At 60.0% G+C, this 18,008-nt stretch carries 17 protein-coding genes, 1 tRNA gene and 2 pseudogenes; 11 read left to right on the plus strand and 9 right to left on the minus strand.

Features of this window, described 5'->3' with window-relative positions; translation table 11 throughout:
• Positions 1-27: 27 nt before the first annotated feature.
• Positions 28-741, minus strand: a complete 714-nt coding sequence (locus SB772_RS21370; RefSeq protein ID WP_410835199.1) for a PadR family transcriptional regulator — start codon at positions 739-741, stop codon at positions 28-30.
• Between the two features lie 349 nt (positions 742-1,090).
• On the opposite strand from SB772_RS21370, the gene SB772_RS21375 reads away from it, so the two are divergent.
• The 6 genes and pseudogenes from SB772_RS21375 to SB772_RS21400 all read left to right on the plus strand — a co-directional run.
• A complete protein-coding gene (locus tag SB772_RS21375; RefSeq protein ID WP_410835200.1) occupies positions 1,091-1,279 on the plus strand; it encodes a hypothetical protein in 189 nt (62 codons plus the stop codon).
• Between the two features lie 164 nt (positions 1,280-1,443).
• Complete coding sequence (locus SB772_RS21380; RefSeq protein ID WP_410835201.1) at positions 1,444-1,794, plus strand: hypothetical protein; 351 nt, start codon at positions 1,444-1,446, stop codon at positions 1,792-1,794.
• A 617-nt stretch (positions 1,795-2,411) separates the two neighbouring features.
• The gene (locus tag SB772_RS21385; RefSeq protein WP_410835202.1) at positions 2,412-2,852 is read left to right on the plus strand and encodes an Hsp20/alpha crystallin family protein; all 441 of its coding nucleotides are present in this window, start codon (positions 2,412-2,414) and stop codon (positions 2,850-2,852) included.
• Positions 2,853-2,867: 15 nt separating this feature from the next.
• Positions 2,868-3,275, plus strand: a complete 408-nt coding sequence (locus tag SB772_RS21390; protein ID WP_410835203.1) for an Hsp20/alpha crystallin family protein — start codon at positions 2,868-2,870, stop codon at positions 3,273-3,275.
• A 160-nt stretch (positions 3,276-3,435) separates the two neighbouring features.
• Positions 3,436-3,508, plus strand: a tRNA-Lys gene (locus SB772_RS21395).
• 32 nt (positions 3,509-3,540) lie between these two features.
• Positions 3,541-3,846: pseudogene (locus SB772_RS21400) on the plus strand (TIM barrel protein); the annotation flags it as partial.
• Positions 3,847-4,057: 211 nt separating this feature from the next.
• Here the strand turns inward: SB772_RS21400 and SB772_RS21405 are convergent.
• The 3 genes from SB772_RS21405 to SB772_RS21415 all read right to left on the minus strand — a co-directional run bounded on the left by SB772_RS21405 (position 4,058) and on the right by SB772_RS21415 (position 9,432).
• Entirely contained in the window at positions 4,058-7,069 is a 3,012-nt protein-coding gene (locus tag SB772_RS21405; RefSeq protein ID WP_410835204.1) for an EAL domain-containing protein, read from the minus strand.
• On the minus strand, positions 7,066-8,361 hold the full coding sequence (locus SB772_RS21410) for an ABC transporter substrate-binding protein (protein WP_410835205.1): 1,296 nt from the start codon (positions 8,359-8,361) through the stop codon (positions 7,066-7,068). Before SB772_RS21410 ends, SB772_RS21405 begins: the two co-directional genes overlap by 4 nt.
• Positions 8,362-8,589: 228 nt before the next feature.
• On the minus strand, positions 8,590-9,432 hold the full coding sequence (locus SB772_RS21415) for an AraC family transcriptional regulator (RefSeq protein WP_410835206.1): 843 nt from the start codon (positions 9,430-9,432) through the stop codon (positions 8,590-8,592).
• Between the two features lie 15 nt (positions 9,433-9,447).
• Here SB772_RS21415 and SB772_RS21420 point away from each other — a divergent pair, with 15 nt between their 5' ends.
• A complete protein-coding gene (locus SB772_RS21420) occupies positions 9,448-9,984 on the plus strand; it encodes a peroxiredoxin-like family protein (RefSeq protein ID WP_410835207.1) in 537 nt (178 codons plus the stop codon).
• Between the two features lie 370 nt (positions 9,985-10,354).
• On the opposite strand, the gene SB772_RS21425 is transcribed toward SB772_RS21420, so the two are convergent.
• Complete coding sequence (locus SB772_RS21425) at positions 10,355-10,675, minus strand: hypothetical protein (protein ID WP_410835208.1); 321 nt, start codon at positions 10,673-10,675, stop codon at positions 10,355-10,357.
• A gap of 308 nt (positions 10,676-10,983) precedes the next feature.
• Between SB772_RS21425 and SB772_RS21430 the strand changes: the two genes are divergently transcribed.
• Entirely contained in the window at positions 10,984-11,703 is a 720-nt protein-coding gene (locus SB772_RS21430) for a phosphatase PAP2 family protein (protein WP_410835209.1), read from the plus strand.
• Between the two features lie 277 nt (positions 11,704-11,980).
• Here the strand turns inward: SB772_RS21430 and SB772_RS21435 are convergent, their stop codons facing one another.
• Positions 11,981-12,472: a helix-turn-helix domain-containing protein gene (locus SB772_RS21435; RefSeq protein ID WP_410835349.1), complete on the minus strand. Its 492-nt coding sequence runs from the start codon at positions 12,470-12,472 to the stop codon at positions 11,981-11,983.
• Positions 12,446-12,727: pseudogene (locus SB772_RS21440) on the minus strand (AraC family transcriptional regulator); the annotation flags it as partial. The gene SB772_RS21435 and the pseudogene SB772_RS21440, both read right to left, overlap by 27 nt.
• Here SB772_RS21440 and SB772_RS21445 point away from each other — a divergent pair.
• On the plus strand, positions 12,608-13,282 hold the full coding sequence (locus SB772_RS21445) for an SDR family NAD(P)-dependent oxidoreductase (protein ID WP_410835350.1): 675 nt from the start codon (positions 12,608-12,610) through the stop codon (positions 13,280-13,282). The pseudogene SB772_RS21440 and the gene SB772_RS21445 sit on opposite strands and share 120 nt — an antisense overlap.
• Before the next feature lie 270 nt (positions 13,283-13,552).
• Here SB772_RS21445 and SB772_RS21450 read toward each other — a convergent pair whose 3' ends face one another.
• Positions 13,553-14,467 carry a glutaminase gene (locus SB772_RS21450; RefSeq protein WP_410835210.1) on the minus strand — a complete coding sequence of 305 codons (915 nt, stop codon included), beginning with the start codon at positions 14,465-14,467 and terminating at the stop codon, positions 13,553-13,555.
• 148 nt (positions 14,468-14,615) lie between these two features.
• Here SB772_RS21450 and SB772_RS21455 point away from each other — a divergent pair, with 148 nt between their 5' ends.
• A complete protein-coding gene (locus SB772_RS21455; RefSeq protein ID WP_410835211.1) occupies positions 14,616-15,368 on the plus strand; it encodes an AraC family transcriptional regulator in 753 nt (250 codons plus the stop codon).
• Positions 15,369-15,468: 100 nt separating this feature from the next.
• On the opposite strand, the gene SB772_RS21460 is transcribed toward SB772_RS21455, so the two are convergent.
• Positions 15,469-17,046 (minus strand): DHA2 family efflux MFS transporter permease subunit, encoded by a 1,578-nt coding sequence (locus SB772_RS21460; RefSeq protein WP_410835212.1) that lies wholly within the window; start codon positions 17,044-17,046, stop codon positions 15,469-15,471.
• A gap of 222 nt (positions 17,047-17,268) precedes the next feature.
• Between SB772_RS21460 and SB772_RS21465 the strand changes: the two genes are divergently transcribed.
• Positions 17,269-17,928: an alpha/beta hydrolase gene (locus SB772_RS21465; protein ID WP_410835213.1), complete on the plus strand. Its 660-nt coding sequence runs from the start codon at positions 17,269-17,271 to the stop codon at positions 17,926-17,928.
• Positions 17,929-18,008: the final 80 nt, after the last annotated feature.

An 18,008-nucleotide genomic window follows, 5' to 3' on the forward strand; every position in this document is an offset into this window, starting at 1 on the left:
GGCGCGCGGCGCTTGTGCAGCACGATTTCAAACGGTCTGGTCGCCGCCGTCGTTAGCGCTTTTGCCTTCGATTTCCTGTGCCGCACGCATCAGGATCGCGGCGATGCGGCGCTGCTCGGCAGCCGGTGCATTGTCCCGGCGCAGCAGCGCATGCTTGAGCGCGCGGCGCGCTTCGTTCAGCTCCGGCAGCCAGCCGCCTTCGCTGATGTCGGCCGGTTCCTCGCCGGCAAAAGCGCGGCGCACGGAATCCATCTTGCGGGCAATATGGCTCAGTTTCGCGAGCATCAACTCGACACGGTCGCGGTTGGCGTTCAGATACTCGCGACCTGCTTCGGCCAGTTCGTAGCGCTTGCGATTGCCTTCGAGTTGCACGGTCACATAGCCGAGTTCTTCCAGATACGTGAGTGCCGGATAGACCATGCCGGGGCTCGGGCTGTAGAAGCCGTTCGAGCGGGTTTCGAGCGCCTTGATCAGCTCGTAGCCGTGGCTCGGCTGGGCGTCGATCATCGACAGCAACAGCAGTTGCAGATCGTCGGAGCTGAATTTGCGGCCGCGCGGAAAACCGTCGCCGTCGCCGCCGAAGCCGCCGGGATCGCCGCCGAAGCGTCCGCCGCGGCCGCCGCGGTGCTCGTGATGGCGGCCGATTGCGTGCCACAGCGCGTGCAGCGAAGCATGATCGTGCTGAGCGTAGAAACGGTCGTCCGCGTTGTGCGACCGGGAAAAACGGTGGTGATGACGCATCTCGGGCGCTCCATTTGTGTCTTAAGATGTGTCGTAAGATATATATCTAAAGATAGTTTGTCAAACTGCTTTTCAAGGGATGGATGCCCGAAAGGCGGCAAGACATGCCAAACAGTCGTTAACAAAATGACATGCATGCTCTCGTGAAATGCGCCTTGGCGCGCCGAGAAGTATTCCCGGCGTGGCATTGGGCGTATTCGACGGAGATCTGGAGCATGTTTGCAATGACAGGCGTGACGGGGCAAGTAGGGGGACGGCGGCGCACGCTTTTATTGGACGCGGGACATTCGGTGCGCGCCGTCTTGCGCGACAGGAGCAAGGCGGCCGCTATCGGGAGGGGCGGTTCAATTTGTCACTCGTCTATGAGCAACGGCAGGGGACGAGCGAAGCATCATCGGGCGACAGTGAGCGCCGCTATCTTGTCGGCGACGTGATCAATAGCGCGAAGTCCGCGTTGAGCGCGACGGGTTCGACCACGCCGGTCGCGACCGGCGCTAACCAATTGGCGGTTGCGGTCGGGATCGTGCATACGTTCTAAAGGCGCTGCCCGCGAACGGGTTGTATGGCATGGTCGTCGCTTTCGCCCCTCGCGGTTTGCCGCACGGCGGCAGGGCAGTTCGCAGCGCAGGTGCCTCCTGAGATATAGCCTGCCTTCGGGTATCGATTTCCTTACATCGAGAGTCAGGTAAGTTCAACCGTACCGTGGTCGTCACAGTGATCGCCATGCGGGTGATGCAGGTGGCCGTTGACGAGATAATCGACGTGATCCCCGTGGGGCACCGCTTCATGGCCGCACCCAGGTCCGTGAACATGGCCTGGCTCGTGGCCTCCGCAGTTGGAAGTACATTGATCCGGATTTTTTGCGCTCACATCGAGCCGGTGCTCGTCCACGTGATCGCCATGGGGATGGTGCAGGTGACCATCATGCAGATAGTCAATGTGATCGCCATGCCTGATCGCAGTGTGTCCGCAGTTCGGACCATGCTGATGGTCATGATGGGCATGATGCGTTTCGTTGCAGGTGCTCATAGCGATGCTCCTCGACTCGCGTGACAAGTGAACGCATGACGTGGGCTTCGCGGCGTGCCCGCAATGGGCAACGTTAATCCGGCCTGCAGGTAAGCCACCTTATGCACGGCGAAGCCAACGCCCTTGATTTCCTTCTAGATGATGCCATACCCCTAACAAAGTAAGCACACCTGCGCTTTAATTAACCGGCACGGCGGGTTCGATAGTCGGAGAGCATCGGGGCACGTTCGTCGTTGCGTCGCAAGGGTCCTTTCGCCTCCAGTTTTTCGGCAAGCATCCGTTCGTACACGCCAAAGTGCAGATCGACCTCTGCGCTACCGCCGTGACGGTCATGCTGATTGCTCTGGCAGCAGACCCCAGCACAACTGCGACCGCGCCTCAAGTTGCGGTGCACAAACCTTGTCCTCGAGCTTGGTCGGGCCCCCTAGAACCTCATAGATCTTTTCCTGCCTGCAGACCCCCTCAACCAGCCGCCCCCTTGAAATTTCTTCCAGAGATCCTATCTTTGATTTCGCTCAGGCAGTCGCGCGGATCGTCGGATTCTGCGCGCTGCGTGTTTCGATTTGTTTGCCCGCAGCACGGCAGGCGAACTGGAGCGCGTAGGTCCGTTCGTCTCCGGCTGCACCAAGGAGGATGCGATCATGAGCGATGTCTACTTTGGCGCCGACCTCTTCAACGAGTTCGACCGCCTGCAACAGCAGATGGCAAGTCTGTTTGGCGGCTTCCCGTCCAGTATCCGGGCGAGCCGTCTTGGCGCCTTTCCGCAGATCAATATCGGCACGACCGACGATTCGGTCGAGATTGTCGCGTTCGCCCCAGGCGTCAATGCCGCCGGGCTCGATGTATCAATCGACAAGGGGTTGCTGACTATCAGCGGCGAACGCAAGTCCGCGAACCCTGACCCAGATAGCGAGACGCGCACCTATGCACAGGAGCGGTTTGCTGGCGCGTTCCGGCGCGTCATTGAACTGCCGCAGAACGCGGATCCCGACAGGGTCGAGGCGCGGTACGAAAATGGCTGCCTGTCGATCACCGTCGGCAAGCGCGAATCGTCGAAGCCGCGGGCGATCACTGTCCAGTAATTCGAGGAGCCGATCATGAGCGACACTACTCAACTCACTGAACGCGACCGGAACGCAGTCGGGCGCCGCGATAACACCCAGTCCGTGCGCAGAACAACGATCGTACCGGCCGTCGACGTGTACGAAGACAGTCAAGGCGTCACCCTGTGGGCTGATCTGCCCGGCGTAACGAGGGACAAGCTCGACGTGAAAATCCACGACAGCAGTCTCTCGATCGAGGCAGAGGCGGTCGTGCCGACGCCGGCAAATCTGCGGCTGCAGCATGCGGAGGTTCGCGAACCGCATTTCGCGCGCACGTTTCTGCTGAGTGCCGATTTCGACACGTCGAAGATTGACGCCAGCTTGCAGGACGGGGTGCTGAAGCTGACGATACCGCGTCGTGATGAAGCGCGGCCACGACGTGTCGAGGTCAAAACCGGTTGAGCCTGGCTGGTTTCAATTTCGACGAAACGGGGTGGTGGTGGCGTCCATGCGGACGCCACCATGGGGCACATTCATGTGCATTGCAGCCGCTGCCCGACCATGTCAAGGCAAACCATGGCGCGAAATTCCGGAAGGGCATTGTGACTTTGTTTTCTCTATCGGGCCGTTAGCTCAGCTGGTAGAGCAGCGGACTTTTAATCCGTTGGTCACTGGTTCGAATCCAGTACGGCCTACCCGAAACCGGGAAATCCGGCGCCGCTTCGGGGTGAATCGTTACGAGAGCAATCTGCTCAACACGGCGTCGCAAGCGCTCGCCATGCTGGACGAGGTCGGTGCGCCGAACGTCGTCGTGCACCTCGATACCTATCACATGAACATTGAGGAGTCCGACTTTATGCAGCCGGTTCTGGCATGCGGAAAACGTCTTGGCTACGTCCATATCGGGGAAAGCAACCGGGGCTATCTGGGCTCGGGCACCATCGAGTTTGCGCAGTTCTTTCATGCGCTTGCGATGATTGACTACCAGGGTGTGATCACGTTCGAGAGCTTTTCCTCGACCGTCGTGAACGAGCAATTGTCCAACGCACTGGCGATCTGGCGGAACCTGTGGGACGACAGCCTGGATCTGGCAACTCATGCGCGGACATTTATCGCGGGGGCATCAATGCAGCGGCCAAAGCGAGGGCTCACCATTAGGAAGATGCACCGCCAATGTGCTGAGGCGAGGGGGGCGATCGAGAGCTTGCGAATATCGACCTTCGCCCGCCCCGTCGCTCGGACATTCAGGCGTCGGTTCCACCCAGGAGGCGGCCATTCAATTCGCGATGTTGACCGTTGTCCGGCGATAGCTCACGACACGTCGCGCACCTCCTGGCCATCTCCCTGGTTGCCGGCCACACCCGTTCCTCAAATTGATCAGACGGAACCGGCTCGGAATACAAAAAGCCTTGCGCAAAGTCACAACCCACGGCGGCGAGAAAATCGCGCTGGTCCGTTGTTTCGACCCCCTCGGCGATAACTTTCAATCCCAACTTGTGAGCAAGCATGACCATTGCCTCGCAAAGCGCCTGATTGCCGCCGTCAAAGCCGAGGTTCTGTACGAATGAACGGTCGATCTTGAGATAATCGATATCGAAGCGCTTCAGATAGGCTAAGGACGAGTAACCGGTCCCAAAGTCGTCGATCGAAATCCCAATTCCCGCATCACGGAAACTTAGCAACTTCTCGTTCAATTCGGTATCCAGTAGCAGGCCTTCGGTTATTTCAATTGCCACGCTTTGTCTAGGCATCCCTTCCCGAATGAGGAATTCGGACCATTGGATACAAACCAGATTGTCTTGACGAATCTGCACGGGTGAAATGTTGACACTGATCTGAAACGACGGATGGAATCGCCAGCGCCATTGACTCGCCTGGCGCACGGCCTGTTTGAACACCCAATCGCCGATAGGAACGATGAGCCCCGTGTCTTCGGCCAATGCGATGAAATCCAACGGACTGATCATGCCGCGTTCGGGGTGCAGCCAGCGAATCAGCGCTTCGGCTTTGTAAATTTCGCCAGTCGCCAGATCGACGATAGGCTGGTAATAGACGCGGAACTGTTCTGCATGCAGGGCAGCACGTAGATCGTTCGTGAGACGTCGGCGCTTTTCTGCTGCCACTTGCAACTCGGGCGTGAAGTAGTTGAAACGGTTACGCCCAGCGGCTTTGGCCGCGTACATGGCCTGGTCGGCATTCTTGAAGAGGGCATCCAGTTCGCTGGCGTCGTCAGGGTAAAGCGTGACGCCGACACTCGCAGAAATGAACGCCTCGTCCGGGCCGAGCTTGAAGGGTTCAGCCAGCTTGGCGATGACCGTCTTCGCGATCTGTTCGATGCTCCCGGTGTCGTCCAGCTCGGGCAGAATGACCGTGAACTCGTCACCGCCAAGACGGGCGACCGTGTCGAATTCACGCACACACGAGGTGATGCGTCTCGCGGCCTCGATCAGCAGAATGTCGCCAGTATCGTGTCCGAGCGAGTCGTTGACCTCTTTGAAGCGGTCCAGGTCGATCAGCATCAAGGCCATCGGCCGTCCAGAGCGATCCGACACGCCGGCTTCATGGTTGAGACGGTCATGAAACATCTGTCGATTCGGGAGATGGGTCAGCGCATCGAAATTGGCCTGTTTCCAAATCGTTGCCTCGAATACCATCCGGTCCGACAAATCACGACCGACCGCCAACACGGAGTTCACCTTACCCGACGCGTCGATCTCTGGCGTGAGCCGGATATGACTGCATTGTTCCTGTCCGTCCTTACTGAGCCATCTCAGTTCAAGTTGGCGACTTTTCCCGGTTGTAATGGTTTCGCTGATCTTCTTCTCGTAGGCCAGCGTGTTAGCACCGCCCGGGACCTCTGAGGGTCGCTTGCCGAGCGATTCGCGGAGGCTGCGGCCCGCCGAGGCACAGAAAGCGGGATTGGCGTAGATGCGTCGGAGCTCCCGGTCGTAGCGCGTGATCGTGTCAGGTGAGTTCTCGATCAACGTGCGCGATTCCTGCTCCCTGGTGACGAGCTCCGCCGTTCGCTCGATGACGGTCTGCTCGAGGGAGGCGTTGATCTCGTTGATCTTCTGGATTTTCTGCTTGATCGCCGCACTCATTCGTTCGAACCTCTGCGCCAATCTGCCCAGTTCATCCTTAACGCGAATGTCACTGCGCGCCTCCACCGGCGCCTCCACCTCGGCGCCCGCATCGCTGCCGGTGTCGTGCATCTTTCGCACCAGTTCTTTGAGCGGTGCGGAGATGCTGTATGAAATAAAGTTGGCGAGGAAGATCGAAAGCAGAAACCCCGAGATGCCCACCAGTATGATCTGGTTGCGTACGGACTGTGCCTCCGCCGTCAGCTTCTTCTCGGGGATCGTACTTACCACAAACCATGTCGTGCCGGCAATGCCTGTGTACGCGGCAAGATATCGGCCGCCGCTCTTGCCATCGAAGTCGACGAAGCCACTCGGCTCGCTGTGTGGATTGGCGTTTGCGATCTTTTCGATCAGGCCGGGTTCGGCCCTGCCGTCGGTGGTCACGGACGTACCGTCGGCACGAAGAATCAGCTTGTCGTTGCTGGCGTCAAGTACGTAGATCTCGGTTCCGCTTCCCACGGCGACGTCATCAAAAATCGCCGAGAAATGTTCGGGGCGAATCACTAGAACCAGATTGCCGATCTGCCGATTGTTGCTCTTGCCGATGATTGCGCGCACCATCCCGAGGTTTTGTTGACCTGCTCCGTTGTCGTAGCTACCCCAGTAAGGTCGGCCATTGCGATCGGGAGCCTGCTGGACCAGGCGCACCACACCCCGCGTAAGTTGTGCGAACGCCTGGGTGTCCATGATCCGGTTGTTCTTGTCGAGCAGATATTTCTGGTTGATGAAATCAACCGCGCCGTAGTGCTCCAGGAGGAGTCGGGTCATATCCTGGCGAGCCTCACTCTGCTCCTTTTCATTGCCGTCCGCGACGCGGGTCAGCGCGTCTTGAACGCGATCAGAGAGCACCAGAAGGCTGCTCTCCGTCTCGATCTGCTCCATCCGCAACGAGATGTTTTTGGATACCTGTTTGACCACCTCTTTCGAGAATATCTCCGCCTTCTGCTTGATCGCTGCGGTCGACTCCACATACGATATGTAGCCGGAAATAAGTATCGGTATCAGCGAGAGCAGAATGAACGCGGTTATCAGCCGGTAGCGAATCTCGACACGGCGCAGCAGATCCAACGAGAAGTAGGCGAATGCGCTTCGCAGCCAACCGATCAGTGAATTCATTTGTAGTGCATCTTCGCTTCATTCTTAACAGACTCGTCCAGGAGTTTTGCCGCCTGCCTGGGCGTGATTTTCCTGAACAGCACGTCCTGCATTAATCGATGCACGCGCTCGATGGAGTTGGAGGGTAGAAACGAATAGTACGGGCTGCCGGTCACAGCATAGCGACTGACTATGTTTGTGTAGTCAACGATCTTCTGATCTCTCACCACCGTCCCCGGGACCTGCTTGAATGGGGGAATGTTCTGGCGCTTTATTTGGAGAATAGAAAACCCCTGCCCGGCGATAAACTCGAGAAAGCGCATCGCCGCGGCCTTGTTGGGCGTCTCAGACACAGCAAACCCGGTTTCGCTGCCGATCACGGGCACCACCTGCTCGCCTGGCGCGTTCCAAGGCGGGATGAACACGCCAACTTTGAAGGGATTGCCGTGCAGCAATAGACCGGCTGCCCAACTGCCGTGAAAAGCCATCGCGACCTTGCCCTCCTTGAATAGCCGTATGCCATCGTCGTAGCCTGTCGTCATGAACGATTCCTGTACGAAACCACGTTCCGGCATCCGCATAATCTTGGCAAAAATATCCGCTACCTGCGGGGTGTTCAAATCGAGCGTGCCATCGCTGATCTTGTGCTTCCAGTCTGGCTCGCGCGCAACCACATTGTTAGCAAAGCCTGAACTGAAGGGGCCGTTGCCAAGCATATTCAGGAAGCCGCCGTTCCACATTACTGGCGTAAAGCCCGCACGTTTGAGCTGTACGCAAACCGCCAGGAATTCGTTGAAATTGGTCGGCAGTTCCTTGATCCCCGCCTTCGCGAACATCTCCTGGTTGTAATAGATCAAGGTCGTAGCCACTCCCCCCGCTATTCCAAAGTGCCTGGATTGGCGACTGGTCCAGTCCTTCTTGAGAGGGTCGAGCATGTTGTTCCAGGCGGATGTCTTGCCAACATCGGCCAGGAGCCCTTGATCGGCCAGCTCGGCCCCATAGGCATTCGGGTTGATACTCACCAGATCGGGCAAGTTGCCCGAGGCGATCCGCGGCTTGATATTTTCTTCGACCGAATTGCCAATCATAAACTGCACATCCACGTGGATGTCCGGATTTAGCTTGCTGAATTCGGCACCAATTTGAAGCATTTCCTCCGGCCAGTCAGGAGCCCAGATCAAGGCGGTAATAGTGGTAGTGGTCGGCGCGCTCGTGCCCGAGGAAGCGTGGTCCCGCTGATGGCAACCGCTCAACGAGAAAAGAATGAAAAAGGCCGAGACGGATAGCAAGGAGGCAAACTCAGTTTGTCGCACTTGGGGTTCACTTTTCAGGTTCGGCGTGGATTGGGCGGCTTTCGGCAGACTAATGGCGCATTCGATGGCAAACCCGTGGAATTTTCATCGCGGTCGAGTCAATTGCATAACCATGGCAGCCTTGATGGGTCGGCGCTCACACTGCATATCGGCAACAGACGCAGATACTTTAGCTGGGGCGAGCCCGAACACGGCCAAAGAGTCGATGCGTTTGTGCGCTACGCACAGCTAACTCTGGCGCGTCACTATCGGTGGGTATCCGAACGCTCGCAAGTACGCGCGCGAAAACGCAGACGCACTGCCGAAACCAACACGCTGCGCGATCGCCTTGATTTTTCCGCCGTTGGCCAGTGCGCGGCGGGCGAGCATAAGACGCCACGCCGTGAGATACGTACTCGGCGTTGTTCCTACGGTCTGGCGAAACGAGGCCATAAATTGGCTGCGCGACATGCCCGCGACGGACGCGAGGTCTTCCACGCGCCAAGGCCGATCCGGCGCCTCGTGTATCGCAACCAACGCGCGATGAAGCGCCGGATGGGAGAGTCCGGCGAGCAGTCCCGGTGTTGTCGCACCGCCATCGATCACTTGCCGCAAGATCATTAGCAACATGACCTCGCACAGACGGCCCAACGCCGCGCTTTGCCCACAACGCGCATTCAACGCTTCTTCCACGAACGCGTCGGTGATCGCACGCAGAGTTGGGAACTCATTCAAATCGACGGTGACCTGTCCCGGCAATGCAGCGATAAGCGGATTTAACGGCCCGCCGAAGTTTACCGAGGCTGCGACGAGCGCGTTGTCCTCTGCCGCCGGGCTTTCCGGAGAGCCCGTGCAGAGAACCAGCCGCTTTGCCGACTGTCGCGAGTCGCCCAGGACAATGATGCGTGCATCGGCACCCGGCGCAGGGCAATCCGACATGCAAACCGACAAATCGAATGCTCGGAAAAAGGCCGACAGGCGATCCACTCTGTTCGACGAGGCTGGACTTTCGATCATGCCTTTGGGATTTTTCATGCCAAAAAGTATGCGAGAGTTAAACCACCGCGTCAACTGGCGCGAATCATCGGTCACGAAAGGAGTTGCGCAATGCTTATTCCCCGTCAAATGGCTCCCGCGCTTGTTGTTGAGACCTTGGACCACGGTTCGTTCGATCTCGCCTCTGAAGCGCCTGGGAGAATGACTCTGGTCTGCTTTTATCGAGGCCTTCATTGCCCAATCTGCGCAATGTATCTAAAAGAGTTGGAACGGCTGACGCACGAATTCGCTGAACGAGGGGTCACGACGATTGCCATCAGTACTGATAGCGAACCTCGCGCGCGAGAGATGCAGAAGAAGATCGCAGCCAGCAACTTGCGCATCGGCTATGGACTGCCGTTGTCCGAAGCTCGTAAATGGGGGCTTTACATCTCAACGTCTCGAGGCAAGACATCCATCGGGATCGTCGAGCCCGAACTGTTCTCCGAGCCAGGCCTGTTTCTGCTTCGTCCGGACCAGACAATCTACTATCTTTCGGTGCAGTCGATGCCGTTCGTGCGACCCAATTTCAAGGAACTCCTGCAGGCTCTTGATTTCACGATCGAGCACGATTACCCGGCACGCGGCGAGTACGTCGGCGCGCTATGACCTTTGAGGCCGAATTCGGGAAGCTTTGAGTGTTCACCCTGAAGGAAACCCTTTGAGTGTTCACCCTGAAGGAAACCGCTAACGTCGAAGCGCAGTGCACGGCCGCTTTGTACGGTCGCGACTGTCTCCTTCGGGTTGCGGGACTAAACGGCTGCTCATAAAAGGGGGCTCCGGCCAGCGCGTGCGGTTTCGTTCTGCACGGTTATTCGGTCACCCTACGGGCATGCAACCAGTCGGCGTGCCGCAACCCGCCGCCAGGAAGAGGCTGGGGAGAAACAAAGGACCGCTGTCCGTGAGGGCAGCGGCCTTTCATGCGACGGATGGCGAATGCTTGCGTTTATTCGCAGCTGGTTGTCATCTTTAACGGAGGTTATTGGCCGGCGGCCGGCGATACTACGCTCGGGGTCGCCAGCGTGTTGTTGCTCTTGGGAGCGCTGGTGCCAGACGTCGAGGTGCTGTTCGTGCTACTCGGCAGGCCCGAGTTCGGCGACCCGGCGGCCATGCCGCTGTCCGAGTTGGTGGCGCCTGGCGTGCCGTAGCCGCCCGTTGCACCGTTCACCTGGTTCGTCGGGCTGGCCGTGCTGCCTGACGAACCGGTGCCGCTTGAGCCTCCGGCCTCCTGCGCATAAGCGCCACCCGACAGCGCGAGTGCGGCGACGGCCGCGATTAATGTGCTGGTTGCCTTGCTCATGATCCGTCCCTCCTTGATCGGGCTCGAATATAGACGCAGACGGTCGCCGCCTGCTCTTATCCGCACCGAAACGTTCTGCGTCGCAGCGAGCGGCTTACTGAAACACATCGCTGCCGACAATTAGCTGGGACACTACACGCGCCAGCGCACATACCATATCTTCATGTCAATACGATTATTGTCGTTGCCGGCCGTCGAGCGCTTCGCCGCGTAGCCGGGCACTAGCGATGCTTGTGATGCGGCGGCGTGACAGCGGCTGCGGCCAAATGAAGTTATGTCGATTGCCGCACATAGGGGAGCAGAGACAAATGAACGTCATCGATACGTGGGCCATCGCGTCCATAAATAAAGTGGCCATTCACTCTCAAGGCTTCACCCACGTAGTCGAAGCGGTCGTGAACGCGTACTTGCCGAAGGGCGTGGTGTTGGTTGCACTGCTGTGGTGGGTCTGGTTCAGGCGCGAACGTGCGGAAGGACCTGACGGCGAGGCCGCCCGGCGACACCAGCGCGAACTCGTCGTGATCGCCATCGCGGGCGGCCTCATCGCGCTGGCGGCCGGCCGCCTGCTTGCGCAGTACCTGCCGTTTCGCCTGCGGCCGATGTATGAACCGGCATTGCGTGCGTTCTTTCCTGAGGCCAACGTGGACGAGCCGGTGCTTCGCACGTGGAGTTCGTTTCCGAGCGATCACGCCATGCTCTGGTGCGCGGTCGCTATGGGTATTTTCCTCGCCTCGCGGCCCGTGGGGATCTACGCGCTATTGCACGCGGTGGTGCTGATCGGTCTGCCGCGTATCTATCTCGGCGTGCACTACCCGACGGACGTGCTGGCCGGTGCGGCGCTCGGCATCGGCATCACATACGTGATGAGCGCCAGGGCGATACGCACGCGCATCGCCGCACCGATGCTGGCATTCGCGCAGCGCTATCCCGGCTTGTTTTATGGCGCCGCGTTCGTGCTTAGTTTCGAGTTGGCGACCCAGTTCCAGGAGCTGCGCGTGTTGGCGCACGTCCTGATACATGGGATGTAGCTGGTCGGAAGGTGTGGAGCGCTCATCGCCCCCTACTGGATACGCTCGCACGCATGGCTTGGTATCTGATCGGTGGAGGAAGGCGTTAAAGCTGGATCACCTGCTCGCGGCTTGTAGGGCCGCAACGGCCGACGAGCGGGTGTCCTTTTGCCGATGGAGAACGTCCGAATTGCGGTAGAACCGCGGACATTCGTTGCCAGCAAGCGAATGTCGGTAGCCGGCCGGTTTCTGCAGACGCGATTGACCGTGCCTGCCGTCAAAACGAAGCGTGCCAAACTCAGTGTGACGAAACGTACGGCGCATCGCCGAACGCTGCCGGAATGGCGAAGCTCTCGCGCATACGCTTCGTCTCCGCCGCTGGCGTCAAGCCAAAAAGCCGCTTGAACTCTCTGCTGAACTGGGACGCGCTCGTGTAACCCACTGCGAGGCTCGCGGCCTCCGCAGTCAAATCCTCGCGGACCATCAACAGGCGAGCCTGATGCAAACGCGTTGACTTCACGTACTGCATCGGCGAAACGTGTGTGATTGCCTTGAAGTGGCTGTGGAAGCTCGGAAGGCTCATTCCCGCTTCCTCTGCCAACAGCATCACGTCCAGCGGCTGCGCGTAGCGAGCATGGATGAGGCGTAGCGATCTGCCTATCCGGCCGAACTGCCCTCTCATCGCCAAAGCCTCACGCATCGAGCTTCCTTGCTTTCCGGTGAGCACACGGAAATAAAGTTCGCGCAGCAGCCCCGGGCCCAATACAGCAGCTTCGAGCGGCCGATGCATCGCCTCAAGGAAGCGCAACACGGACGCCTGCATCGCGTCATCCATCGGCGTCGACATCATGCCCTGAGGCGCCTGCACGTGTTCCGTTGCGCCTTCATGATCGATCTGTACGGCCAGTTCAGCGGCCAATGTGAAATCGAGGTAAAGGTACAGCGCGAGCAGCGGGCGCTCCGGGGTTGCCTCGGTTTCCATGCTGAACGGAACGGGCACGGACACGGCCAGGTAGTGATGTTCGTCGTACAGATAGAGTTGGTCGCCGAAATAACCTCGCTTGCGACCCTGACAAACGATCACGATGCCGGGGTCATTGGCACTGTCGCCATGATGAAAGCCGTCCTGCCCTTCATGCGTGAACGTAGACGTGGCCACATTCTGAATATCACGTCGATGGGTGGCCATATCACCATGCCAGGAATCACCTACTACTGCGGAAGCAAATTCGCGCTGGAGGGTATTTCTGAGGCGCTTGGCAAAGAGGTCAAGCCTCTCGGCATTGCCGTAACAGCCGTCGCGCCAGGCTCGTTCCGCACCGACTGGGCGGGTCGCTCGATGACGCGAACGCCCCGTTCGATTGTGGATTACGACCATATCTTCAACCCCATCCGCAAAACTCGAGAGGAGAAGAGCGGCAAGCAATTGGGATATCCCCAAAAGGCGGCATGCGCGATGCTCGCCGCAATCGCCGCGGACCGCCCTCCCACGCATCTTTTGCTTGGTAGCGATGCACTCGGGCTCGTGAGGGACAAGTTGTCCGCGTTCGAAAATGAGATCCGTGACTGGGAGGCTGTTACGGTCTCGACTGACGGCTGACGACCGCTGGAGCAGGGAGGCTGTCGCGTACCTGATCCCTCGCCATCGGGCCCGGAAAGCAGCGGTCCGCAACCAGGACATGGTCGTCTGCTGTCGTTTAGATCCTATGTATCCACGGCTGGGACGCGAAGGACCGCTTCGGGTCCGAAATGCGTCCGCCGAGCGGCGCACGGTTAGTGCGCCGCAATTTTTCCGGTGCGACAGAGAACCCCGGCATCAACCAGCAAATACGGATGCCCCAAACTTTTTGGGGTGTCTGCGGGAGTGCTATCAAAAAATCGACTGCCCCGTATAGGTAGTCAGCCACTCAAGCGCCAGCACGCCAGCCAGCGAGTTGCCGTTGCTATCGAGCCCCGGCGACCACACGCACACGGCCATCTCTCCCGGCAGCACGGCGACGATCCCGCCGCCCACGCCGCTTTTCGCCGGCAAGCCGACCCGATAGACGAAATCGCCCGCCGCATCGTAAGTGCCGCAAGTCAGCATCAGCGCCGACAGCCGCTTGGCGGAACTGGTGTCGAGAATCCGTTCGCCGGTGGCGGGCACGATACCGTGGTTGCTCAAAAACAGCGCCGCTTTCGCCAGTTCGACACAGCTCATCGAAATCGCGCACTGCCGGCAATAAGCGTCTACCACCACTTGCGGCGGCATTTCCATGTTGCCGAAGCTCGCCATGAAGTGCGCCATCGCCCGGTTGCGGTGGGCGTGCTGCAATTCGGACTGGGCGACACGCGAATCGTAGTCAATGCTGGTTTCGCCGGTTAGACGCCGCATGAATTCGACCAGTGCGGTCTCGGCTTGCACGAAACGGCGACACAGCACGTCGGTGACGACCAGCGCGCCGGCATTGATGAACGGGTTGCGCGGCTTGCCCTGTTCGGCTTCGAGCTGGACCAGCGAATTGAAGGCGGTACCGGATGGCTCACGCCCGACGCGCTGCCACAACGCGTCGCCGAGCAGCCGGAACGCCATCGTGCAGGCGAACAGCTTGGAGATGCTCTGAATGGAAAAACGCGTGTCGGCGGCGCCGGTGCGAAACACTTCGCCCGAGTTCGTGACGATCGCCATGCCGAAGCTGTCGGGCGGGATTTTCGCCAGTTCCGGAATGTAATCGGCGACTTTGCCGGTGCCCAGATAAGGCTGGAGATCGCGATGAATCTGTTCGAGGATGGATGAGTAGTTCATTGGGCTCGGCGCGTTGAAGCCGCGATTTTACTGGCAACCCGAAGCGAATTGTTTGTCCGGCGCCGCGCCGCGGGGCTTGAACACTGCGCGGCGGCGGCTATGCTAATCTTGCTGCCTTTCCAACTGCAACCGGGCAAAACGGACATCCATGATGGAAGTCTTCGAACCGGACGGCTTCGAGCGTTCGGTATTCGTGGTCGAGGAGCGGTACGACGCGCTGGACGAGCCGTGGCACGCGTATCGGCGCGCGCGTCTGATTCATGCGAACGAAGGCGTGCTGACCGTGCGCACCGAAACCGGACGGTGGGTCGTGCCGCCGGGCCATGCGGTCTGGATGATGGCGAACGTGTTGCATCGTCTGACCGCGGCCGAGCCGGTGCGGCTCTACTCACTGTATGCCGATGCGGATGCCGCGCCGCTGGCGGAACAGGGCGGCGCGGTTGTACTCGACCGGCTGGTGGAAGCCTTGCTGATGGCGGTGGCCGATTTACCGACGGACCAACCGCTCGATGCGCAGTCCACGCGCCTCATACAGGTGCTGCTGGACCGGCTGCCGGGCTTGCCCGCCGCGCCGCTGGCGGTCCACTGGCCACGCGATCCGCGCATCCAGCGGATCGCCGATGCGCTGAACGCCAACCCGGCGGAGCAGGCGGTGCTCGATGATCTGGCGGCGTCCGCCGGCGTCACCGCTCGCACTGCGGCGCGCCTCTTCGCCAAGGAGACCGGGCAGACCTTCGGCCAGTGGCGCCAGCAATTGCGGTTGCTCGTTGCGCTGGAGCGCCTGGGCGCGGGCGCCAGTGTCACGCAGGTGGCGCAGGAAGTCGGCTACAGCGATGTGTCGTCGTTTATCGCAGTGTTCCGCGAGGCGTTCGGCGACACGCCGGCACGCTACTTCCGCTGAGGCTGTTGCGCAGAAGTAGCTGCGCAACAGCAGTCGCACGAAAACAGTCGCACAAAACGCACCGTTTCGCACATTCGAAGCACCACCCTACGTGCCACGCTCAGTGCGCGCCCGCCGCATCCGAGCCTCCGCCGCCTTTGGCCGGCCGCGTAATCCAGATCAGCGGAATGATCAGAACGAAAATGATCGCCGATACATAAAAGATGTCGTTCAAACCCATCATCGCGGCCTGCGTGTTCACGGTGAAGTCGAACAGTGCATGCGCCGATTGCGTATTCAGATGGAGCAGCGACTGGGTCGAATCGATCTGCTGATTGAACAGCGGGTTATCGACGGTGGCGCGTTCGGTGAGCCGCTCGTGATGCAGCACCGTGCGGTTGTTCCACTCGTTGCCGGCGATCGAGGTGCCCACCGCGCCGCAAAATACCCGCACGAAATTCGACAGACCCGCCGCCGCCGGAATCCGGTTAGGCGGCTGACCGGACAGAATGATCGACGTCAGCGGCACGAAGAACAGCGCCATCGGAATGCCTTGCAGCAGCGTGGGTAACACGAGGTGCCACGTGTCGATTTCGATCACGTACTTCGAGCGCATATAGAACACGATCGCGAAGCCGATAAACGCCAGCGTGGCGATGACGCGCGCGTCGGAGCGCGGCAGCACGCGGCCCATCACCGGCGCGAGCAGCACCGCGAAGATGCCGAGCGGCGCGGTCACCAGCCCGGCATCCACCGAGCGGTAGTTCAGATACTCCTGCATCCATTGCGGCAGTAGCACCAGGTTGCCGAAGAACACGCCATAGGCGACCGAAATCGCAATCGTGCCGCCGAGGAAGTTACGCTGCCCGAAGAGCCGCAAATCGACGATCGGATTCTCCTCGGTCAGCTCCCACACGAGGAAAAACGCAAAGCTGATGAGCGCCGTGATGCCCAGCATCACGATCATGGGCGACGAGAACCAGTCAAGGTCCTTGCCCTTGTCGAGCATGATCTGCAACGAGGCGACCCAGGTAATCAGCAAGCCGAGACCGACCACGTCGATCGGCGGTTTTCTGATGGCGGATTCGCGGGTGCGGTAGATCATCCACGTGACGCCGGCCGCGAAAATACCGACCGGAATGTTGATGTAGAAGATCCACGACCAGCTGTAACTATCCGTGATCCAGCCGCCGAGCGCAGGCCCGGCAATCGGGCCGACGGTCGCCGTCATGGCCCATAAAGCGAGTGCGGTCGACGCTTTCTCCTTCGGATAGGAGCCGAGCAGAATCGCTTGCGACAGCGGAATCAGCGGGCCGGCCACGGCGCCCTGGAAGACCCGCGCGACCAGCAGGATCGGCAGCGTCGGCGCAATGCCGCACAGCCACGAAGCCAGCACGAACATCAGAATCGCGCCGACGAACAGCTTCACCTGGCCGAAGCGTTGCGTGAGCCAGCCGGTCAGCGGAATCGACACCGCGTTGGCGGCGGCGAATACCGTGATGACCCACGTGCCTTCATCGACCGAGACGCCGAGATTGCCCGAAATGGTCGGGATCGCGACGTTCGCGATCGACGTGTCGAGCACGTTCATGAAGGTGGCGAGCGCGACGGCGATGGTTGCCAGAACCAGTTGACCGCCTTTTAACGGCGGTGGCGGGGCCGGTGGCGCGGCGGCTGGCGCGGAAGTGGGCTGGCTCAATCAATTCTCCGGACGGAAAAAGCTACGGATGGTTCATTCACCGCTCGCAAAAGCATACCTGCATTCACATTTTGAGGTGGTCGGCGCGAGCAGGCATGGCCGCCAACGCTAGGCAGAAAGCAATCCGGCAGCGTATCCTCGCGGCAGAAGCAACACGTTGCCGTGCGGTTTGCCGCGCGTGCAGAAACACGAACCGAGAGCACGGAGAGGAAGGAAACGGATATGGCCTGGGAGCAATTCGAACACGGTTGGCGGCGCGCGCCGGCCAATGCGCCTGCCAAGGCATTGGTGGTGCTGCTGCACGGCGTCGGCAGCAATGCGCGCGATCTGATGCCGCTCGCGGACATCTGGAGCGAATCCTTGCCGGACGCCGCCTTCGCGTCGCTCGACGGCAGCGAGGCATTCGACGGCGGTTTCGGCGGCCGTCAGTGGTTCAGTCTGCGCGAGGTCGACGAGGCCAACCGCGAGGCGCGCGTCGCCGCGGCCTATCCCGCGCTGCGGCGTATGCTCGAAACCGAACTGGCGCACTGGCAGCTGGATTTCAGCCGGCTTGCACTGGTGGGGTTCTCGCAAGGCTCGATCATGTCGATGCATCACGTGGCGACCAGCGCGCAAGGCGCTGCCGTCGTCGTCGCGTATTCGGGGCGGCTCGCCTCGGCGATCGTCGCGCCAAACGGCACGCCGCTCACGCTGGTGCATGGCGAAGAAGATGAAGTGATCCCGGTGCGGGCGCTCGAACATGCCGCCGATGCCTTCAGCGCTGCCGGCCACACCGTCGACGCCTACGTGCTGCCCGGCATTGGCCATACGATTAACGCCGACGGCGTCGAGCTCGGCCGCGAAGCGCTGGCGAGCGCGCTAGGGCCGTTGTCGCGAGACTGACACGGCCCTGATTGAAAAATCGGCCTAAAGAATTTGATCTGCTTGCCGTTAACTGCTCATTAGCATGAGAATCACCCCCG

The sequence above is a fragment of the Paraburkholderia sp. SIMBA_030 genome, from assembly GCF_046535245.1.
In the GTDB taxonomy this organism is placed as follows: domain Bacteria; phylum Pseudomonadota; class Gammaproteobacteria; order Burkholderiales; family Burkholderiaceae; genus Paraburkholderia.